Origin of the sequence: Actinobacillus delphinicola (assembly GCF_900638385.1) — a bacterium.
Classification (GTDB): Bacteria; Pseudomonadota; Gammaproteobacteria; order Enterobacterales; family Pasteurellaceae; genus Actinobacillus_C; species Actinobacillus_C delphinicola.
The window spans coordinates 1,614,878-1,632,655 of the sequence record NZ_LR134510.1; the positions used below are offsets into that span (position 1 = coordinate 1,614,878).

A 17,778-nucleotide genomic window follows, 5' to 3' on the forward strand; every position below is an offset into this window, starting at 1 on the left:
AATCGTAAAAAAGCCCTCTCATGAGGGCTTAATTCTTAAGAAAATATTAGTAGTAATACATTTCAAATTCAACTGGATGCGGCGTCATGTTTAAACGTTCTACTTCTTTACGTTTAATCGTGATATAAGCATCAATTAAATCTTTAGTAAATACATTACCTTTTTGTAAAAATTCGTTATCTGCAGCTAATGCATTTAATGCTTCTTCTAAAGAGCCCGCAACGGTTGGGATATCTTTTAATTCTTCTGGTGGAAGATCGTAAAGATTTTTATCCATTGCATCGCCTGGATGAATTTTATTTTGAATACCGTCAATACCCGCCATTAATAACGCAGAAAATGCGAGATATGGGTTCGCCATTGGATCTGGGAAACGGGCTTCAATACGAGTTGCTTTTGGTGTTGTTACTGCAGGAATACGGATTGAGGCAGAACGGTTACTTGCAGAATAGGCAAGAAGAACGGGTGCTTCAAAACCTGGGACTAATCGTTTATATGAGTTAGTGCTTGGGTTGGTAAATGCGTTCAGTGCTTTAGCATGTTTGATGATACCGCCAATAAAGTAAATCGCAGTATCTGAAAGCCCTGCATAGCCGTCACCTTGGAATAGGTTTTTGCCGTCTTTACCTAAAGACATATTACAGTGCATGCCTGAGCCATTGTCGCCCGTAATTGGTTTTGGCATAAAACATGCAGATTTACCGTATTCAAGCGCTGCATTGCGAACAACATATTTATAAATTTGGGTTTCATCCGCTTTTTTCACGAGCGTATTAAATTTGGTTGCGATTTCATTTTGTCCCGCCGTCGCTACTTCATGGTGATGCGCTTCAATTTCTAATCCCATATCGGCAAGAATCAAGCACATTTCACTGCGTAAGTCTTGACCATGATCTTGCGGTGCAACAGCACAATAGCCACCTTTACGCATTGGACGATAAGCTTTATTACCATCTGGATAAGTTTTGTTACTATTCCATGCACCTTCGATATCATCAATTTCGTATGATACGCCATTGTTGAACACGCCAAAACGCACATCATCAAAGAGGAAAAATTCCACTTCAGGACCGACAAGAACATTGTCAGCAATGCCTGTGCTACGCAAATATTCTTCAGCTTGTAAAGCAATTGCGCGAGGACAGCGGTCATAACGTTGCAGGGTATGGGGTTCGTAGACATCACAGCGGAGGGAGAGGGTAGGAATCTGGCAGAAGGGATCAAGGACGGCACTTTCGGCAATTGGAATAAGCAACATATCTGCTTTGTTAATCGCTTTCCAGCCCTCTACTGACGAACCATCAAACATTTTTCCATCTTCAAATAAATCTTCATCGATTAATTGGGCAGGAATAGAAACACCGTGTTCTTTTCCTTGTAGATCAGTAAAACGTAAGATGACAAATTTAACATTGTTTTCTTCGATTAATGAAAACACTCTTTCAACCGCTTTTACATTTTGCATAAAAATTTCCTTAAAGTTTGCCGAGTAGAAATTCTCATTATAGATAAACCAAAAAAAATTCCTACTAATCTTTTTCACAATTTTTAAACATTTTTGTACTTTGCTTAAATGCACAACAAACACGAAAAAAATACGTTATTTGCATAATAAACAAGCTGTTTTTGCGATAAAAAATTAGACTTTATATAAATTTTTCCATATAATTCAAGTCCTTTCCCCCCTTAGCTCAGTTGGTCAGAGCAGTCGACTCATAATCGATTGGTCGCTGGTTCAAGCCCGGCAGGGGGGACCATTCACTGTACACATCTACATACCTGCTGTATTTATTCCCATAACTCTCAAAAGATCCAAATCAAGAAAACGTTGTTATTTCTAGGGTTTTTCTTTGCCTTTTAAAAATTTACCTGTATATTTAAACAGTATTTTGAGATCGCAGAAGATCACATATATAGGTGTACAATATTTTGGTGCACCAAATTTGCACCAAGCATTTGCACCAAAACCACATAAAATACGGGGGTATTATGGACTTAATTTAGGTGCTGGATGTTTGGGAAAATTATTTATTTTTTAATTTTCTTTTTTATAAAGTCTGAGTTTTTGGAATAAAAAACAGCCCGTACGAAGATTTGGGCTGTTAGTAAAAAAATTATAATGCTTCAAAGCGTACTAATTTATACCGATAAATTTAATGTATCTAAAATATTTTTTATTTCGAAAGGAAAATTGATAAAAAAGCCATCATCCTCTACATAAAAAATATCTGTTGGTAATTTAAGTAAAGATGACAGCATATTGGCGTTATATTCTTGAGGATTTAATTCAGTTTTATTTATCTTATAAAAGCCTAAAGCAGATTCCTTATCTAGGGTGAAAAGTAATATAGTTGCAAATTTAATACAGTCGTAATTGGTAGTGACCCAACCATTCTCAATAAGATTTTTTTGTGTAATGATTTTATAAAGACGTAGATTATTTACTACTTTTTCTACTTTTCTAAGAGAACAATCTTCTATCCAGTTTTTTAATAAATTAACAGTTATAAATGTAAATTTGCTTTTATGATCAAAATTTACACTCCAGTTATCAAAAAGTATAGAAAGAATATTGTCTATATTATAGTCTAAAATTTTATCATTTTTAATTAACGTTAAAAAATATTCTAGAGAATTATTAACATATGTACGCTTAATAGTCTTAAAAAAAATATTTTGGAGTGAAATTTCAAGTTTAAAGAATTTATCTAAATATATTTCATTTCCATAAGTATTCTGTATGATAGGAATTAGCTGTTTTTTATTTATTATAAATACAAATTTAATATTGGGGATATCAAAAGTATGTTTAATTATTTCTAAAAATTTTAATGTATAATCTGGTCTACATCTATCTAATTCATCAATAAATAAAATAATTGGATTATTTGCAGCTATTGAACGTAAAATAAATTTAAGGCTTGACATATTATTTTTTATTTCAATAAAAACATCTATTATATTTTTAGGTGTTTGATTTTTTTAATAAATCCTTACTAAACTGAGTGACCTCCTGACCTAATACAATATTTGATACTGTTTGTAAGGTGACGATAGGAATATTTTTAAAGATAGTTTTAATATCGGAAATAAATTTATTCCTAAGTTTTAGATTAGATTTTTCAAGACTATTAGTAAGGGTACTTAAAAGGCTGATTAATGGATTATTTAAGTAATCATTTTCAAATGCATCAAAATAAATTATTGTAGTATTTTTTATTTTATCTTCTACACTATCCCTAATATTTTCCTTATATAAATTAATTAACTTAAAGCAAAACTCTGTTTTTCCTGTTCCCCAATCTCCATCTATAACCATTGGTGTAAAATCTTCATTTTCGGTATTGAGGATTCTTATTATTTTTTCTGCCATAGGTTTTCGATTAAATTCATCTCGCTTTTCAAAGGTTAAGTTTTGCATTTCATCTACATTCATTTGGATAATCTCCATTTTTAAAATTTAGAATGATGTAAAATTTTATATAAATTAATAGGATATGTATATTTTTTATTAAAAAATATATTGCGAAATAAAAAACCGCCTATCGGCGGCTTTCTACTTATCAAGAGATTAATTATTATCACTCATCTCAAGCCCTTTTCTTGTTCGCATAATGTTATCTAAAGTGGCATTGAACATGGCTTCATCATCCGAATCGAGGGATTGTTGCCAGTAGGCGAGTAGCGTATTTTCGTCTTTTAAATAATCAGTGATATCAAATTTTATTAAATTTAATTTATTCAAGTGAGTCATTTTATTTCTTACTATGCTAATTAATTTTAATATTTACTTTATCTGAAAGATAAAGCACCGATTCGATAATTACTTTTTATCTTTATCAGAATCTTGAAATTTATCTAAGTAAGCAATCAAGGTTGTTAATTCTTCTTGTGCTTTACTAATGGCTTCTTGTTTAAAATTTTGTAAAGAAGCGTTAAGTGTATCTAGATTTTGTTGTGCTTTTTCAGATGATTCTTTCTTAAATTCATCCATAGATGTATTTAAAGTTGAAATATGTTCTTGAATTTTTTGAGATGCTTGTTCTTTGAATTGATTAAACAATTCAGAATAACTAGCATTGGGATCGGCATGAATTTTTTCCGCAAAATGTGTTTGTAAATTTTGCAAAGAAGTAATTAAATCTTGAACATTTGTAGAAATCTTATCAGAAGAATCCTCTTCAAATTTAGCAAACGACTGAATAAGAGATTCAAGTTTTTGAACAATAGTATCGGATGTTTTTTGTTGAAAATTTTCTATTGAAGATGCGATATTATTAATGGCTTGGTTGGTACTGGTTGAACTGTGTTCTTTGAAATCTTGGAGAGAATTTGCAAGATTATTTAATCCTGCTTGTGCTTTCTCAGTAGCATCTTGTTGAAATTTTTCAAAAGAAGCGCTGAGATTATCTAAAGGATTAGTGTTATCTACGTTTTGTTGTTTTTGTGTTGCGTCAGTTGTTGAGGTATTTTTGATGTCGCTCATTTTAAGCCTCCTATCTATATTTACCACTCACATAATTTTTTGTGCAAAACTAAAACACATGACTGATTTTTTAACAATAACACAACAGATTTTTAATGCAAGAAACATTTTGTATAAAAAATAACAAATAAAATAAAAAAGCCCATCATGTGATGGGCTTAGTATTTATGTATTACTTATCATTTTGTGAAAATATAGCTACCATTTGCTTGGCGAATAAAGCGTTCGCCATTTGGTAGAATTAATTCACTAACGTGACGTGATGGTGTCAATTTTACGGTAACTTTATCACCAGGATTAAGTTCACTTAATAGACGACCATGATGACCCACTTTGCTCATAGCAATAATATCGCTAAGGCGAAGGTGGTGATTACGGAAAATTTGCATTAATGATACACCACGATGCATGACTAATACTTTAGTTTTTCCAGTTGTTTGGGAAGCTAAGGCATCATTTACAGGTGGAAGTAAATTTGCTTTTTCTGCAGCAGCAAAAACATCATTATTTGGTACCGATGTTGGCTGTACCTCTGCATTTCTCATAGCAGTGTTTTCTGCTTGAGTTGGTGTTGGTTGAGCAGTAGTCTCTGTGGTTGTACCCGCTGTTGGTATTGCAACAGATGTATTATCTACCGTTGCAGATGTTGCCATATCAGGGGTTTGTATTGTAGCCGTATCCGCATTTGCATCCGCATCCGTTGTAAGTGGTGCAAGGGTATTCATATTATTAGATAAAGAATCATGAGATGCACCGATAGCAACACTATGATTTTGTGCAGTATTCATTGTATTTGTAGAGGATGAATTTGCATCATCTAAAACATTACTTAAACCACCTTGTGTTGATTTTGGCGTAGTAATCACACTATTGGAAGTAGTTGTACTCGCCACATTTGCTTTTTCAAGTGCTTGAACAGAATGCGCTTGGGGTTTTAAGAAACTAATAATGATTAAAATGATGATAATCAAAATTAATAGTGCGAGTGGGCGACGGTATTTAGGCGGCATAGATTGAAGGCAACGCCAACTTTCAGGATGTAACCATTTTGGTTTTTGCTCAACTGGTGGGACGGGCGGAGGAGTTTGGGCATCATCTTTTTCAGGCTCATTATCCTCTGATTTAATTTCATTTTCAGGGCGAGGTTTTAGTTTGATTTCAGGGTAAACCAATTCTTCGTCATGTTCTGAATGTGAAAAATGCGGTTCAGGAGAAAGTGTTGGCTTTTCTTCTTTTAATTCTTCAGCATCTTCACTACGTGCTGCCGCATTTTCTTGGATAAGAGTATTGATTTCATTGGACTCTTCCTGAATAACAGGATTAGGTTGAACTACAACATCTTGGTTTTCGAGGGCTTCTCTTTCTGCCAGATTTTGTAATTCTCTTTCAGGTTTATCAAAAATGGAATGATCACTTACGTCAGCTACTGGATCTTGCGCATTTTTTTCTTCCACTGAAGTTTGTTTTGGTGGAATCTTATTGGGAGCGATGCCTTGTGTATTTGACTCGTCGTTTAACATGGTGATAATCCTTCTGTGGTTAAATCAGCATTTAATTTATAATCTTGGATATTTTAAAGGAAATTGATGATTTTTCCTACGAAAATAATGTTTTATTTTTTTCACCGCCAATTTCACGTGCGAGTTTAGGCACGAGATAACCAGAGGTAATGGCTTGAAGTTCACGATAAATAGTGAGCGCTTGCTCATCCGAAATATAAAAATGACTTGCGCCTTCAACTTTATCTAACAGATGCAAATAATATGGCAAAATTCGGCTATCAAACAGTTTGTCGTTAAGCTGTTTTAAAATTTGAGCATCATTATTCACATCTTTTAGTAATACGGACTGATTAAGTAAAGTCACGCCTGCGCGATATAATTTTTGCATAGCTTGCGATAATCGACCATCAATTTCGTTTGGATGATTGATATGGGTGACTAAAATTGTTTGTAATCGGGTATTTTCTAAAATTTCACACAATTTATTCGTAATTCGGCTAGGGATAACAACTGGCAAGCGAGAATGAATGCGCAAACGTTTTAAATGTGGAATTTTTCCTAATTCATCAATAATAAATTCAAGCTCATTATCTTTCGCCATAAGCGGATCGCCCCCTGAGAAAATGACTTCTTCAATTTCGGGATGATCGGCAATATAGCCTAATGCACGCAGCCAATTCTCTTTATTACCTTTATTTTCTGCGTAGGGGAAGTGGCGACGGAAGCAATAGCGACAATTTACCGCACAGCTATTTTTTATCATAAATAACAGACGATTATGATATTTATGTAAAATTCCAGGCACAGGAGGGTGCTGTTCATCAAGCGGATCTTTAGAAAAGCCCTCCGCAGCTAAAAATTCTTTTTCACTACTCATGACTTGTAGGAAAAGCGGATCCTGAGGGTTGCCTTTTTGTATGCGATCTAAGAATGCTTGCGGAACTAAAACGGGAAAGAGGCGACGTGCAGCAAAATCTTTTTCAAATTCAGCTGTATTTAATGCTAATTTTTCCACGAGAACGTGTGGATCTTTAATGGCTGTTGAAAGTTCGTAAAGCCATTGGTTTTCGAGAGTTGATGTCATTTTTTATCGTTTAAAATATGATGAACGCCCCGATTTTCCGCAAAAATTTTGGATAAAATCGAGGCGTGTTTATGCTACGCTAACGGCTTATTGAAGGAGTGAAATATCCGCAACTTGTAAGAAAAGATCTTGCAAGGTTTTCAAAATCGCAAGACGATTTTGGCGAAGGTTTTCATCTTCTGCATTTACCATTACATTGTCAAAGAAAGTATCTACTGGCGTACGTAAACTTGCAAGTTTATCAAGCACTGCAGTGTAGTTACCTTCAGCGATAAGAGGTTGTACTTCTTTTTGAAGGGCAATTACTTGATTTGCAAGATTAATTTCAGCCGGTTCAACACAAAGATTTACGTCAATATCTTTGATTGGGGTAGTGACTTTCGCAAGAATATTGCTTACACGTTTATTCGCTGCGGCTAAAGCTTCTGCTGCATCTAATGTACGGAAATGTGCTACGGCACGGACACGAGCATCAAAATCTGCTGGACGAGTAGGGCGACGTGCTAACACTGCTTGGATAACGTCAACACTTACGCCTTCGTCTTGATACCATGCACGGAAACGACCAAGCATAAAGTCTACAACGTCATTAACCACGTTTTTATTGGTAAGTTTATCACCAAATAATGCCGCACTTTTTTCAGTTAATGCCACTAAATCAAGTGGTAATTTTTTCTCAACAATAATGCGTAAAACCCCTAAAGCTGCACGGCGAAGTGCGAATGGGTCTTTGTCGCCTTTTGGTAATTGACCGATACCGAAAATACCTGTCAACGTATCCATTTTATCCGCTAACGCAACACTGCACGCAACAAGTGAATGTGGTAATTCATCACCTGCAAAACGTGGCATATATTGTTCGTTTAATGCGACTGCCACTTCTTCGTCTTCACCGTTTGCACGTGCGTAATGCATACCCATTACACCCTGTGTATCGGTAAATTCGAATACCATGTTAGTCATTAAGTCACATTTAGAAAGACGACCCGCACGTTTTGCTTTGGCAACATCGGCGTCAATTGTTTCTGCAATTTCACCCGCTAATGCTTCGATACGATCGGTTTTATCACGTAAGGTACCAAGTTGTTGTTGGAATAATACGGTTTCAAGGCGCGCAAGGTTTGCTTCTAATGGTTGTTTTAAATCTTGTTGGAAGAAGAATTCTGCATCCGCAAGACGTGGGCGAACCACTTTTTCGTTACCTTGAATGATCGCAGATGGATCTTCTGGTTTAATGTTAGAAACGAAAATAAAGTGTGGTAATAATTTGCCGTCTTTATCGTAAACAGGGAAGTATTTTTGATCCCCTTTCATGGTGTAAACAAGCGCTTCCGCTGGCACTTTTAGGAAACGTTCTTCAAAGTTCGCCGTTAAGACATTTGGATATTCAACAAGTGAAGTCACTTCTTCAAGTAAATCGTCTTGAATATCAGCCACACCACCTAATTCGGCTGCTTTTGCTTGAGCTTTTTCTAAGATAATCGCTTTACGTTCCGCAAAATCAGCGTACACTTCGCCACGATCTTTTAATATTTGTGGATATTGGTCTGCATTTTGAATTTCAAATTCTGCTTCACCAAGGAAACGGTGTCCGCGAATAGTGCGACCGTTTTTGATGCCAAGAATTTCGCCATCAAGTAATTCATCACCAAATAACATGGTTACTGTGTGAACAGGGCGTACGAAGTGTTCATTTTTATCGCCCCAGTGCATAGTTTTTGGAATTGGAAGCGCAGCAAGGCTTTGTGCTACGATATCAACTAAAAGGTTTTTAGTCGGTTGACCTTCGATAAGCGCACGGTGCATTAACCATTCGCCTTTATCGGTTTTAACGCATTCTGCTTGGCTTACTTCAATACCACAACCACGCGCCCAGCCTTGAGCTGCTTTGGTTGGGTTACCATCAGCATCAAAAGCTGCACTTACTGCTGGACCACGTTTTTCTACGGTTTTGCTTGGCTGTTCAGTCGCTAAGCCTAAAACTTTTACCGCTAAACGGCGTGGGCTTGCAAACCATTCAACTTTATCAAAGCTTAAATCTGCTTTTTTTAAACCTGCTTCTACATTCTCTGCAAAAGCCATAGCTAATTTTTTCAGTGCCTTAGGAGGCAATTCTTCAGTGCCGATCTCGGCGAGGAAAGTGTGTTTGTTCATCATGATGAATGTACTCTTACTATCAAAATATCTCGTTCTAATTATGGTTCTGGAACGCAAATTTTACATTTTTTTAGAGGTTGCATAGTTTACCACAGTTGATCTAGTTACTCCAAAGGGAGATTTCTGTTGGAGAAAGTTTTTTACACTTTTGATCCTTTTGATTATTTATTTGAGATAATTTATTTATGTTCTGAGTTTCGTTTTTATCATACTTACAAAAAATAAATTTATCTCCTATTTTCCATTTAAAGTATCCTTTATACTTTTTGCCAAAATTTGGTGGAAATTGGAGTTTATTAACTTTGTTTGATATAACGTATACTTTAGTGTTGTTTTTATTTTCAACAAAATTAAAGTCTTCAAGAATAAATGATAAAATATCATTTAATGAAATTGTTTTTATAAAAAAGAAAGTTAGAATTATAACTAGAATTGTTATGATTTCTTTAAATTTTAAAATAGATATAATTTTTTTAAAACAAAATGTTATTTTCTTATGCTTAAAGAAATAACTAAATATATAGATAAAATAAGGTTTAGCAATAATTAATGAGTAGGTGGCGAATACTAACACTATAATGATTAAAATTATGTTATAGGAGCAATATAAATATTTGTTTATATTTGATAATATATAAAAATATATTACTAATATTATAGATGTGAATATTAAAAAATAATCACCCATATCTGCCTTTATATGCAATATAAAGGAAAAAATAATACTTATCGTATAAAAAATTAATATAATACTTCTAAGAATATTAATCCATTCTGGAGGAAATAAAAAAGGTAGGGAATAAATTATTATACAGTAGAAAATAAAAGTATATATTGTAAATACAAAAGGAAATAAAGTTATATTATTGCTTATTTTTAGGAATGATTTAATTGTATATTTAAAATAAATGTAAGTCAATAACAATGGGAGTAGATATAGTATACTAGTAAATCCAATAGCAATAGAGATAATAGTAAAACCGTTCCCAAAACCTATATCATTTAAAGTAATATTTATTTTATTATCTATGAAATATTGATTTATAACTAAATAAGCAATTGTTGTTCCCCATAAAGGAGATAGAACTAAAATTATTTTATTTATATTTTTATCAATACTAAGTAATGAATTTAGGAATGGGGTATTTATAAAATCTTTTAATTCTTTTATAAAATCATTATCTTTTTTATTCTCTTTAAATAAAAATATATTTTTTATATATGAAAAAGGTTGGATAAGATTTTTTATGCATTTAATTTTCTTCATAATGGGATTTTAGAGATATGAAATAAAAATTCGAGACCTTGGCCTCGAATTTTTTAAACGAATAAATAACTATTTCTTACACCCAGGGAACCCTAATGCTTCGCGGCTTGCGTAGTAGGCTTCGGCGACGGCTTTGGTTAAGGCGCGGATGCGAAGGATGTAGCGTTGGCGTTCAGTAACGGAAATCGCTTTGCGTGCATCTAGTAAGTTAAAGCTGTGACCTGCTTTTAAAATACGTTCGTATGCTGGAAGTGGCAGTGGTCTTTCAAGTTCTAATAACGCTTTTGCTTCTTTTTCGTATTGTTCAAAGCATTGGAATAAGAAATCTACGTCTGCGTATTCAAAGTTATAAGTAGATTGTTCAACCTCATTTTGATGGAATACATCGCCGTAAGTGGTTTTGCCTAATGGACCATCAGAATAAACTAAGTCGTAAACGCTATCCACACCTTGAATATACATTGCAAGACGCTCTAAACCATAAGTGATTTCGCCAGTTACAGGTTTACATTCTAAACCGCCGACTTGTTGGAAATAGGTAAATTGTGATACTTCCATACCATTTAACCAAACTTCCCAACCTAAGCCCCAAGCACCTAAAGTAGGGTTTTCCCAGTTATCTTCTACGAAACGGATATCGTTTTGAGTTGGGTCGAAACCAAGCATGCGTAAGCTGTTTAGGTATAATTCTTGGATATTGTCTGGGGAAGGTTTAATTACTACTTGGAATTGATAGTAGTGTTGTAAACGGTTTGGGTTTTCACCGTAACGACCATCGGTTGGACGACGTGAAGGTTGCACGTACGCAAATGCCATTGGTTCTGGACCAAGCGCACGTAAACATGTCATCGGGTGAGAAGTTCCTGCACCCACTTCCATATCAAAAGGTTGAACAACGGTACAACCTTGTTTTGCCCAGTATTCTTGAAGGGCTAAAATCATACCTTGGAAAGTTTTTACGTTAAAATTGGTTTTAAATTCTGAATTGTTCATAGCCATTTACTTTTGTCGATAGAAAAATGCGTTCATTATAAGGGAAAAAGTATCAAAATCCGATGGGCGACCGAAAAAAATTAAAAAAAAGCCCCAAAATTCATAAATTTTTACGAAAATTGGGGCGAGTCGTTATGTGTTGTCTAAAAAGTTATGGGTTTAGAAGTGAGTGAAAACGTCTTCCGCAGCAAAACGAGATTTTGGTAATGCTTTGTTGAAGTCATCTTCAGTGCTGTAACCAAGTGCAACGATTACGACCGGTTCTAAATTTTGTTCTTTTAAGTTAAGTGCTTGAGAAAGTGCTTCTTTATCAAAACCTTCGATTGGAAGAGAGTCGATACCCATATCTGCAGCAGCAAGTAATAAGTTACCTAACGCTAAATAAATTTGGTGAATTGCCCAAGAATCAAGATCTTTTAATTCATTAGCATGTTGATTGAAGAACCAACCACGTACTTCTTTAGCACGTTGCATCACTTTTTCACTTGTGTAGCGACCATCTTCAAGTTCTTTTTGAATGAGCGCATCTAGGTGTGCTTCGCCTAAATCTGTTTTTAAGCAAAGTACCATAATGTTTGAGGCATCAAGGATTTTTTGTGTATTAAATTGGTAAAAGCCCTCAGTTCCTTGAGTCACTTTTTGTTTACCTTCTTCGCTTCCAGTTACCATGATATGCCATGGTTGGATATTGATGCTTGATGGGCTAAGACGTACAACTTCTTCAAGAGCAAGCATTTGATCTTCAGGAATTTTGCGAGTCGGATCAAAATGTTTGGTTGAGTAACGACGTTTTGCCGTATCTAAAATAGACATAATTCACTCCTTGTTATGTAGGAAATTTATCAATTTTTAATATGAATAACCATTCAATTTATAAGTATTCTAAAAGATACCCAGTCTGATTGCAAATTATTTTGTATGCAAAATAAAATTTACCTCATGTTAGGTGCTAAACAGTTTTTGCCATAAATCTTGAATAAAATCTCGCTCAGCAACGTATTCATTTGCGTCAACAGATGCAGGCAACCCCATTAAATTTTGATGATGAATTCGATTGCGCAGGGTCGTGTAGCAATGAGTTAAATAACGACAATTTTCCTCTGATAGAATATTGCCGACTTGCATTAAGCTTTCAAAAATCCGCACGTTATCGGACCATTTTGCCAATTGCGGATAGTGTGGGGCACTCGCAAGTACTAAATATTGGGCGATAAATTCAATATCCGTAATACCACCGCGATCGGTTTTTAAATGAAAAAGATCAGTTTGGTGCGGTGATTGTTGCCACATTTTTTCACGCATTTCACGGACTTCATTACGTAATGTTTGTTGATCACGTGGGGTTATAAGAATGTTGTGGCGTAATTCTTCAAAGCGTCTTTGTAAATCGGTATCGCCACAGATCGCACGGCTACGCACCAGTGCTTGCGTTTCCCACGTCCACGCCTCATGTTGTTGGTAACGGGCAAATGATTGTAGCGAACAACAAATGAGCCCCGCATCGCCCTCAGGACGTAAGCGAATATCTAAATCATAAAGTTGCCCGCTGGTGGTTCTTAACGTAAAAAGGCTAATGATTTTCTGGGTTAATTTGGCATAGAAAAGGGCATTATCAATACTACGTCTTCCACCTTGGGTTTCGCCTTGATATTGGTTATCAAATAAGAAAACTACATCTAAATCAGATTTATAGCCAAGCTCAATGCCCCCTAATTTCCCATAGGCGACCACTAGAAACCCTTTTTGATTTTCCGCTAAACCTTGCGGAATACCAAAACGTTGCGTGACTTGTTGCCAAGCAAAATTCACTACCTCTTGCATCAGACATTGGGCTAGGTAAGTTAAATGATCACTGACTTTCATCACAGGCAACGCACCCAAAATATCGGCAGCGGCAATTTGGAAAAGCATACTTTGTTTAAATTGACGCAACGCATCAATAAAGACTTCCTCATCTTGGGGCGGTAAACGCAATAAATACTCACGCAATAACTGCGGATACTCGCGATATGCAATCGGATTTAATAGGGCAGTACGATTTAACAATTCGTCTAGCAGAATAGGGTGTTTGGCGACTTGTTCTGCAATCATTTGCGAACGGCTACAAAGCTCAATTAATTGCTGACGGACAGGGGGATTTTCGAGTAATAATTCTAGATAAGGGGTACGTGTCAGAATACTTTGTAAAATATGTAAAATTCGCACAAAAAAGGGGCGTGCTGGTTCGGGCATTTCGGCAACGATTTGCGGTAATAATTTTTGTATCACCTGACGACCACGCTCTCCCATCGGGCGTTTGTTGATATGGGCTTTAAAATCATTTAATTGTACTAATAATGCAGAATATTGCGGGTAATTAGCTAAAATTTGTGATATTAGTCACAAAGTAAAAACAAAGCTATTGTAAAAAAATGGCAACAGTTAATAATAAATGAAGTATTACTTCATTTTTTATATCAATTTGGAAATTATTTGTAGTTAGGTTTAAGGAGTCATAGATGAAAAATATTCTCGTAGTTTGTGGAAATGGTTTAGGGACATCGCTCATGATGGAAATGGCAGTGAAAGAAGTGCTTAAAAAAATGGGTGTTGACGCAAATGTAAACCATGAAGATTTATCTTCAGCAATGTCTAGTCAAGCTGATATTTGGGTGGCAGCAAAGGATGTAGCTAAGCAATTAGATACTGCAGGCAAACAAAATATTGTCAGTTTAACGAATATTTTTGATAAGGAAGATATTCAGAAACAATTAATGAATTTTATCTAGAGAGGTTAGTATGCAAACTTTTTTTGAGTTTATGCTCGGACTTCTGAAAGAACCCGCAATTATGGTGGGATTGATTGCGTTTATCGGTTTAATTGCTCAACGGGCAGATTTTTCGACTATTTTAAAAGGCACCAGTAAAACGGTTTTAGGGTATTTAATTCTTGGGTTTGGCGCAGCTGCCTTAATTGGCGCATTAAATAATTTCTCTGCTGTTTTTAGCCACGCATTTGGCACATCTGGAATTATTCCAAATAATGAGGCTATTGTCGCCGTAGCGCAAAAATCTTTTGGTTATGAAATGGCGTTAATTATGTTTTTTGCCTTTGTTGTCAACATTTTATTAGCCCGTTTTACACCATTAAAATATATATTCTTGACTGGACACCATACGATGTTCATGTCTATGTTAGTTGCGGTAATTCTTTCAACGGCACACATTACAGGGATCTGGATGGTAGTTTTAGGTTCTTTAATTGTTGGGGCGTTAATGGTGATTATGCCTGCGATTATTCAACCTTATACAAAGAAAGTGATGGGAACCGATCAGCTCGCGATGGGGCATTTTTCCACACTATCTTATTTAGTGTCAGGGTTTGTGGCGAGTAAATTAGGTAATAAATCCCAATCAACAGAGGATTTAAATGTACCTAAAAGTTTGATGTTCTTACGTGATACTCCTGTTGCCATTGCTATAACTATGCTTGTATTTTTCATGTTATCGTCGTTAGTGGCGGGCAAAGAATTTGTTGATACTGTTGCGAATGGACAGAACTGGATTGTGTTCACTTTTATGCAATCATTTATTTTTGCTGGTGGGGTATATATTGTACTACAAGGCGTAAAAATGTTTATTGCGGAGATTGTGCCAGCTTTCAAAGGGATCTCTGACAAATTAGTGCCAAATGCGAAACCTGCATTAGATTGCCCAATGGTATTTCCTTATGCACCTAATGCCGTATTAATTGGTTTTATTTCATCATTCACCGCAGGTCTTCTCGTGATGTTATTACAGGGGAGTTTAGGCTGGACAGTTATTGTGGCTGGGGTTGTACCACACTTCTTTGTTGGTGGAGCATCTGGTGTGTATGGTAATGCAATGGGTGGTTTGCGTGGCGCAATTTTAGGTGCTTTTACGCAAGGCATTTTAATTTCATTCTTACCAATGTTATTGCTACCTGTGCTAGGTGGGTTAGGTTTCCAAGCAACTACCTTTGCTGACTCTGATTTCGGTGTTGTTGGTTTAGTACTCGGTTGGGCGGTGTCATGATTTTAAAAAAGTTAATTGGTGACAATATTTCTATCGTAATAGAAGATAATCTCTTGCCAGACGTGGCAGTGGATAAGATGTGTGAAAAATTATTGGATTCTGGTGTGATTAAACCGAGTTATGTAGAAGCAATTAAACGTCTGCAACATGAAATCGGTCCATACTATGTAGTTGCACCAAGAATTGCAATGCCACATGCGCGTCCAGAAGATGGCGTAGTCAAAGAAGGCTTACAACTTACAGTATTTAAGCATGGTGTAGATTTAGGCGATAAAGATAATGGCAATGTTTATCTTGCATTAACGTTAGCAGCAACGGGTGCTGAAAATCATATGCAATTAATTCAAGCCGTTGCAAATTTTTTTCAAGATGAAACACGCATCACGAATATTATGCATTGTGATGATATTGAGCAAATCAAACATCATTTAACTTGATGGAGAAGAGATCTCTGAAGATAACACGGATTTTTATAATCTGTCTTTACGCAAAAAGTGATAGATTGATGCGAGTATTTGAGAGGATATGTTAGAAATTAAATGTTTTTTAATGGTATTTATATGATTAAAAAGATAATTTTATATTTCATTTTTAATGAAAATACCTCAAAAAAGGCAAGGAAATTTGATTTGCATTCCTCGATCTCTATGGATTTTTAGCGTACAATAATCGACAATTTTATGCACTACGGGAATGGCAAAACCATTTTTATGGGCAAAATAATAAAATTTATATTTGAATGGAGCAGAAAATGACTAAAAAGTTCAGAAGAACCAAAATCGTTTGTACATTAGGACCCGCTACTGATCGTGATAACAACTTAGAAAAAATTATTGCGGCAGGTGCGAACGTTGTGCGTATGAACTTCTCTCACGGATCCCCTGAAGATCATATGGAACGTGCACGTCGAGTACGTGAAGTGGCAAAAAAATTAAATCGTCATGTCGCAATTCTCGGTGACTTACAAGGTCCAAAAATTCGTGTTTCTACCTTCAAAGACAACAAAATTTTATTAAGTGTTGGGGATAAATTTATCCTTGATGCCGATTTACCAAAAGGTGCAGGCGATCAAAATGCCGTTGGTCTTGATTACAAAACATTACCACATGATGTAAAAGAAGGTGATATCCTTTTATTAGATGATGGTTGTGTACAACTTCGAGTATTAAGCACTGAAGGTAATAAAGTATTTACCGAAGTAACGGTTGGTGGACCACTTTCAAATAATAAAGGTATTAACAAACTTGGCGGTGGCTTATCAGCAGACGCGTTAACTGAAAAAGATAAAGCAGATATTCTTACTGCAGCAAAAATTGGCGTAGATTATCTAGCGGTTTCTTTCCCACGTTGTGGTGATGATTTACGTTATGCGCGCCGTTTAGCAGAAGAAGCAGGACTTTTCGCAAAAATCGTTGCTAAAGTAGAACGAGCAGAAGCAGTAGCAACGGCAGAAGCAATGGATGACATCATTTTAGCATCTGATGTTATCATGGTTGCTCGTGGTGACTTAGGGGTAGAAATTGGCGATGCGGAACTTGTCGGTGTTCAGAAAAAACTTATCCGCCGTTCACGTCAATTAAACCGTGCGGTAATTACTGCAACTCAAATGATGGAATCTATGATCAACAACCCAATGCCAACCCGTGCGGAAGTAATGGACGTGGCAAATGCGGTGTTAGATGGTACTGATGCAGTAATGCTTTCCGCAGAAACCGCAGCTGGACAATATCCAGAAGAAACTGTTTTAGCGATGTCTAAAGTTTGCCTTGGTGCAGAAAAAATGCCAAGCATCAACATCTCTCGTCACCGTTTAGATCGTGAATTTGGTTCAATCGAAGAAGCAGTTGCGATGTCAGCAATGTATTCTGCAAACCATTTACCAGGTGTACAAGCAATTATTGCCTTGACCAGCGGTGGTATGACACCATTATTCATGTCACGTATCAGTTCTGGTTTACCAATCTTTGCACTATCACGCCATGAAGAAACATTAAATCTTTGCGCATTATTGCGTGGCGTTATCCCAGTTTTAGACACCGATCCAAACAGCCGTACCACCCGTGCCGCTCGTGACGCAATCCAACTTCTTAAAGATAAAGGTTATGTTCATACTGGTGACCTCGTCCTCTTAACCCAAGGCGACGAACTCTCACTCGGAAGCACCACAACCTGCCGTACTTTAGTGGTTGAATAAACAAAAAAACATGACACGCGAAAACCCGCAGAAAGGCGGGTTTTATATTTTATAGGATAA

General features: G+C 35.8%; 16 protein-coding genes and 1 tRNA gene. 5 read left to right on the plus strand and 12 right to left on the minus strand.

Going from position 1 to position 17,778, the window contains the following annotated elements:
* Positions 1-46 precede the first annotated feature (46 nt).
* The gene (gene glnA / locus EL259_RS07600) at positions 47-1,465 is read right to left on the minus strand and encodes a type I glutamate--ammonia ligase (protein ID WP_126600444.1); all 1,419 of its coding nucleotides are present in this window, start codon (positions 1,463-1,465) and stop codon (positions 47-49) included.
* Positions 1,466-1,680: 215 nt separating this feature from the next.
* Here glnA and EL259_RS07605 point away from each other — a divergent pair.
* Positions 1,681-1,757: transfer RNA gene (locus tag EL259_RS07605), tRNA-Ile, on the plus strand.
* 382 nt (positions 1,758-2,139) lie between these two features.
* Here EL259_RS07605 and EL259_RS07610 read toward each other — a convergent pair.
* The 11 genes from EL259_RS07610 to glnE form a co-directional block, all read right to left on the minus strand.
* Positions 2,140-2,961 (minus strand): P-loop NTPase fold protein, encoded by an 822-nt coding sequence (locus EL259_RS07610; RefSeq protein WP_331855425.1) that lies wholly within the window; start codon positions 2,959-2,961, stop codon positions 2,140-2,142.
* 4 nt (positions 2,962-2,965) lie between these two features.
* Entirely contained in the window at positions 2,966-3,436 is a 471-nt protein-coding gene (locus tag EL259_RS07615) for a P-loop NTPase fold protein (RefSeq protein WP_172594238.1), read from the minus strand.
* 135 nt (positions 3,437-3,571) lie between these two features.
* Positions 3,572-3,754, minus strand: a complete 183-nt coding sequence (locus tag EL259_RS07620; protein ID WP_126600450.1) for a helix-turn-helix domain-containing protein — start codon at positions 3,752-3,754, stop codon at positions 3,572-3,574.
* A gap of 69 nt (positions 3,755-3,823) precedes the next feature.
* Entirely contained in the window at positions 3,824-4,486 is a 663-nt protein-coding gene (locus EL259_RS07625) for a hypothetical protein (protein WP_126600451.1), read from the minus strand.
* A gap of 179 nt (positions 4,487-4,665) precedes the next feature.
* A complete protein-coding gene (locus EL259_RS07630; RefSeq protein WP_126600453.1) occupies positions 4,666-6,006 on the minus strand; it encodes a LysM-like peptidoglycan-binding domain-containing protein in 1,341 nt (446 codons plus the stop codon).
* A gap of 76 nt (positions 6,007-6,082) precedes the next feature.
* The gene (gene epmB, locus EL259_RS07635) at positions 6,083-7,072 is read right to left on the minus strand and encodes an EF-P beta-lysylation protein EpmB (RefSeq protein WP_126600455.1); all 990 of its coding nucleotides are present in this window, start codon (positions 7,070-7,072) and stop codon (positions 6,083-6,085) included.
* An 87-nt stretch (positions 7,073-7,159) separates the two neighbouring features.
* On the minus strand, positions 7,160-9,226 hold the full coding sequence (gene glyS / locus EL259_RS07640) for a glycine--tRNA ligase subunit beta (RefSeq protein WP_126600925.1): 2,067 nt from the start codon (positions 9,224-9,226) through the stop codon (positions 7,160-7,162).
* A 103-nt stretch (positions 9,227-9,329) separates the two neighbouring features.
* Entirely contained in the window at positions 9,330-10,496 is a 1,167-nt protein-coding gene (locus EL259_RS07645; protein ID WP_126600457.1) for a hypothetical protein, read from the minus strand.
* Between the two features lie 69 nt (positions 10,497-10,565).
* Entirely contained in the window at positions 10,566-11,489 is a 924-nt protein-coding gene (gene glyQ / locus EL259_RS07650; RefSeq protein ID WP_126600459.1) for a glycine--tRNA ligase subunit alpha, read from the minus strand.
* A gap of 159 nt (positions 11,490-11,648) precedes the next feature.
* The gene (nfsB, locus tag EL259_RS07655; RefSeq protein WP_126600461.1) at positions 11,649-12,302 is read right to left on the minus strand and encodes an oxygen-insensitive NAD(P)H nitroreductase; all 654 of its coding nucleotides are present in this window, start codon (positions 12,300-12,302) and stop codon (positions 11,649-11,651) included.
* 129 nt (positions 12,303-12,431) lie between these two features.
* The gene (gene glnE / locus EL259_RS07660) at positions 12,432-13,865 is read right to left on the minus strand and encodes a bifunctional [glutamate--ammonia ligase]-adenylyl-L-tyrosine phosphorylase/[glutamate--ammonia-ligase] adenylyltransferase (RefSeq protein WP_126600463.1); all 1,434 of its coding nucleotides are present in this window, start codon (positions 13,863-13,865) and stop codon (positions 12,432-12,434) included.
* Positions 13,866-13,987: 122 nt separating this feature from the next.
* On the opposite strand from glnE, the gene EL259_RS07665 reads away from it, so the two are divergent.
* The 4 genes from EL259_RS07665 to pyk all read left to right on the plus strand — a co-directional run bounded on the left by EL259_RS07665 (position 13,988) and on the right by pyk (position 17,718).
* On the plus strand, positions 13,988-14,257 hold the full coding sequence (locus EL259_RS07665; protein ID WP_126600465.1) for a PTS sugar transporter subunit IIB: 270 nt from the start codon (positions 13,988-13,990) through the stop codon (positions 14,255-14,257).
* Positions 14,258-14,267: 10 nt separating this feature from the next.
* Positions 14,268-15,524, plus strand: a complete 1,257-nt coding sequence (locus tag EL259_RS07670; protein ID WP_126600467.1) for a PTS ascorbate transporter subunit IIC — start codon at positions 14,268-14,270, stop codon at positions 15,522-15,524.
* Complete coding sequence (locus tag EL259_RS07675; protein WP_126600469.1) at positions 15,521-15,961, plus strand: PTS sugar transporter subunit IIA; 441 nt, start codon at positions 15,521-15,523, stop codon at positions 15,959-15,961. The genes EL259_RS07670 and EL259_RS07675 overlap by 4 nt, the downstream gene beginning before the upstream one ends.
* 314 nt (positions 15,962-16,275) lie before the next feature.
* Positions 16,276-17,718 (plus strand): pyruvate kinase, encoded by a 1,443-nt coding sequence (pyk, locus tag EL259_RS07680; RefSeq protein ID WP_126600471.1) that lies wholly within the window; start codon positions 16,276-16,278, stop codon positions 17,716-17,718.
* Positions 17,719-17,778: the final 60 nt, after the last annotated feature.

What these genes read in the sequence shown, in the direction of transcription:
- pyk (WP_126600471.1), top strand. Translation starts at nt 16,276, where the DNA reads ATGACTAAAAAGTTCAGAAGAACCAAAATCGTTTGTACATTAGGACCC.
- EL259_RS07625 (WP_126600451.1), bottom strand. Translation starts at nt 4,486, where the DNA reads ATGAGCGACATCAAAAATACCTCAACAACTGACGCAACACAAAAACAA.
- EL259_RS07665 (WP_126600465.1), top strand. Translation starts at nt 13,988, where the DNA reads ATGAAAAATATTCTCGTAGTTTGTGGAAATGGTTTAGGGACATCGCTC.
- EL259_RS07615 (WP_172594238.1), bottom strand. Translation starts at nt 3,436, where the DNA reads ATGAATGTAGATGAAATGCAAAACTTAACCTTTGAAAAGCGAGATGAA.
- EL259_RS07675 (WP_126600469.1), top strand. Translation starts at nt 15,521, where the DNA reads ATGATTTTAAAAAAGTTAATTGGTGACAATATTTCTATCGTAATAGAA.
- EL259_RS07645 (WP_126600457.1), bottom strand. Translation starts at nt 10,496, where the DNA reads ATGAAGAAAATTAAATGCATAAAAAATCTTATCCAACCTTTTTCATAT.
- glyS (WP_126600925.1), bottom strand. Translation starts at nt 9,226, where the DNA reads ATGAACAAACACACTTTCCTCGCCGAGATCGGCACTGAAGAATTGCCT.
- glyQ (WP_126600459.1), bottom strand. Translation starts at nt 11,489, where the DNA reads ATGAACAATTCAGAATTTAAAACCAATTTTAACGTAAAAACTTTCCAA.
- EL259_RS07630 (WP_126600453.1), bottom strand. Translation starts at nt 6,006, where the DNA reads ATGTTAAACGACGAGTCAAATACACAAGGCATCGCTCCCAATAAGATT.
- epmB (WP_126600455.1), bottom strand. Translation starts at nt 7,072, where the DNA reads ATGACATCAACTCTCGAAAACCAATGGCTTTACGAACTTTCAACAGCC.
- EL259_RS07620 (WP_126600450.1), bottom strand. Translation starts at nt 3,754, where the DNA reads ATGACTCACTTGAATAAATTAAATTTAATAAAATTTGATATCACTGAT.
- nfsB (WP_126600461.1), bottom strand. Translation starts at nt 12,302, where the DNA reads ATGTCTATTTTAGATACGGCAAAACGTCGTTACTCAACCAAACATTTT.
- glnA (WP_126600444.1), bottom strand. Translation starts at nt 1,465, where the DNA reads ATGCAAAATGTAAAAGCGGTTGAAAGAGTGTTTTCATTAATCGAAGAA.
- EL259_RS07670 (WP_126600467.1), top strand. Translation starts at nt 14,268, where the DNA reads ATGCAAACTTTTTTTGAGTTTATGCTCGGACTTCTGAAAGAACCCGCA.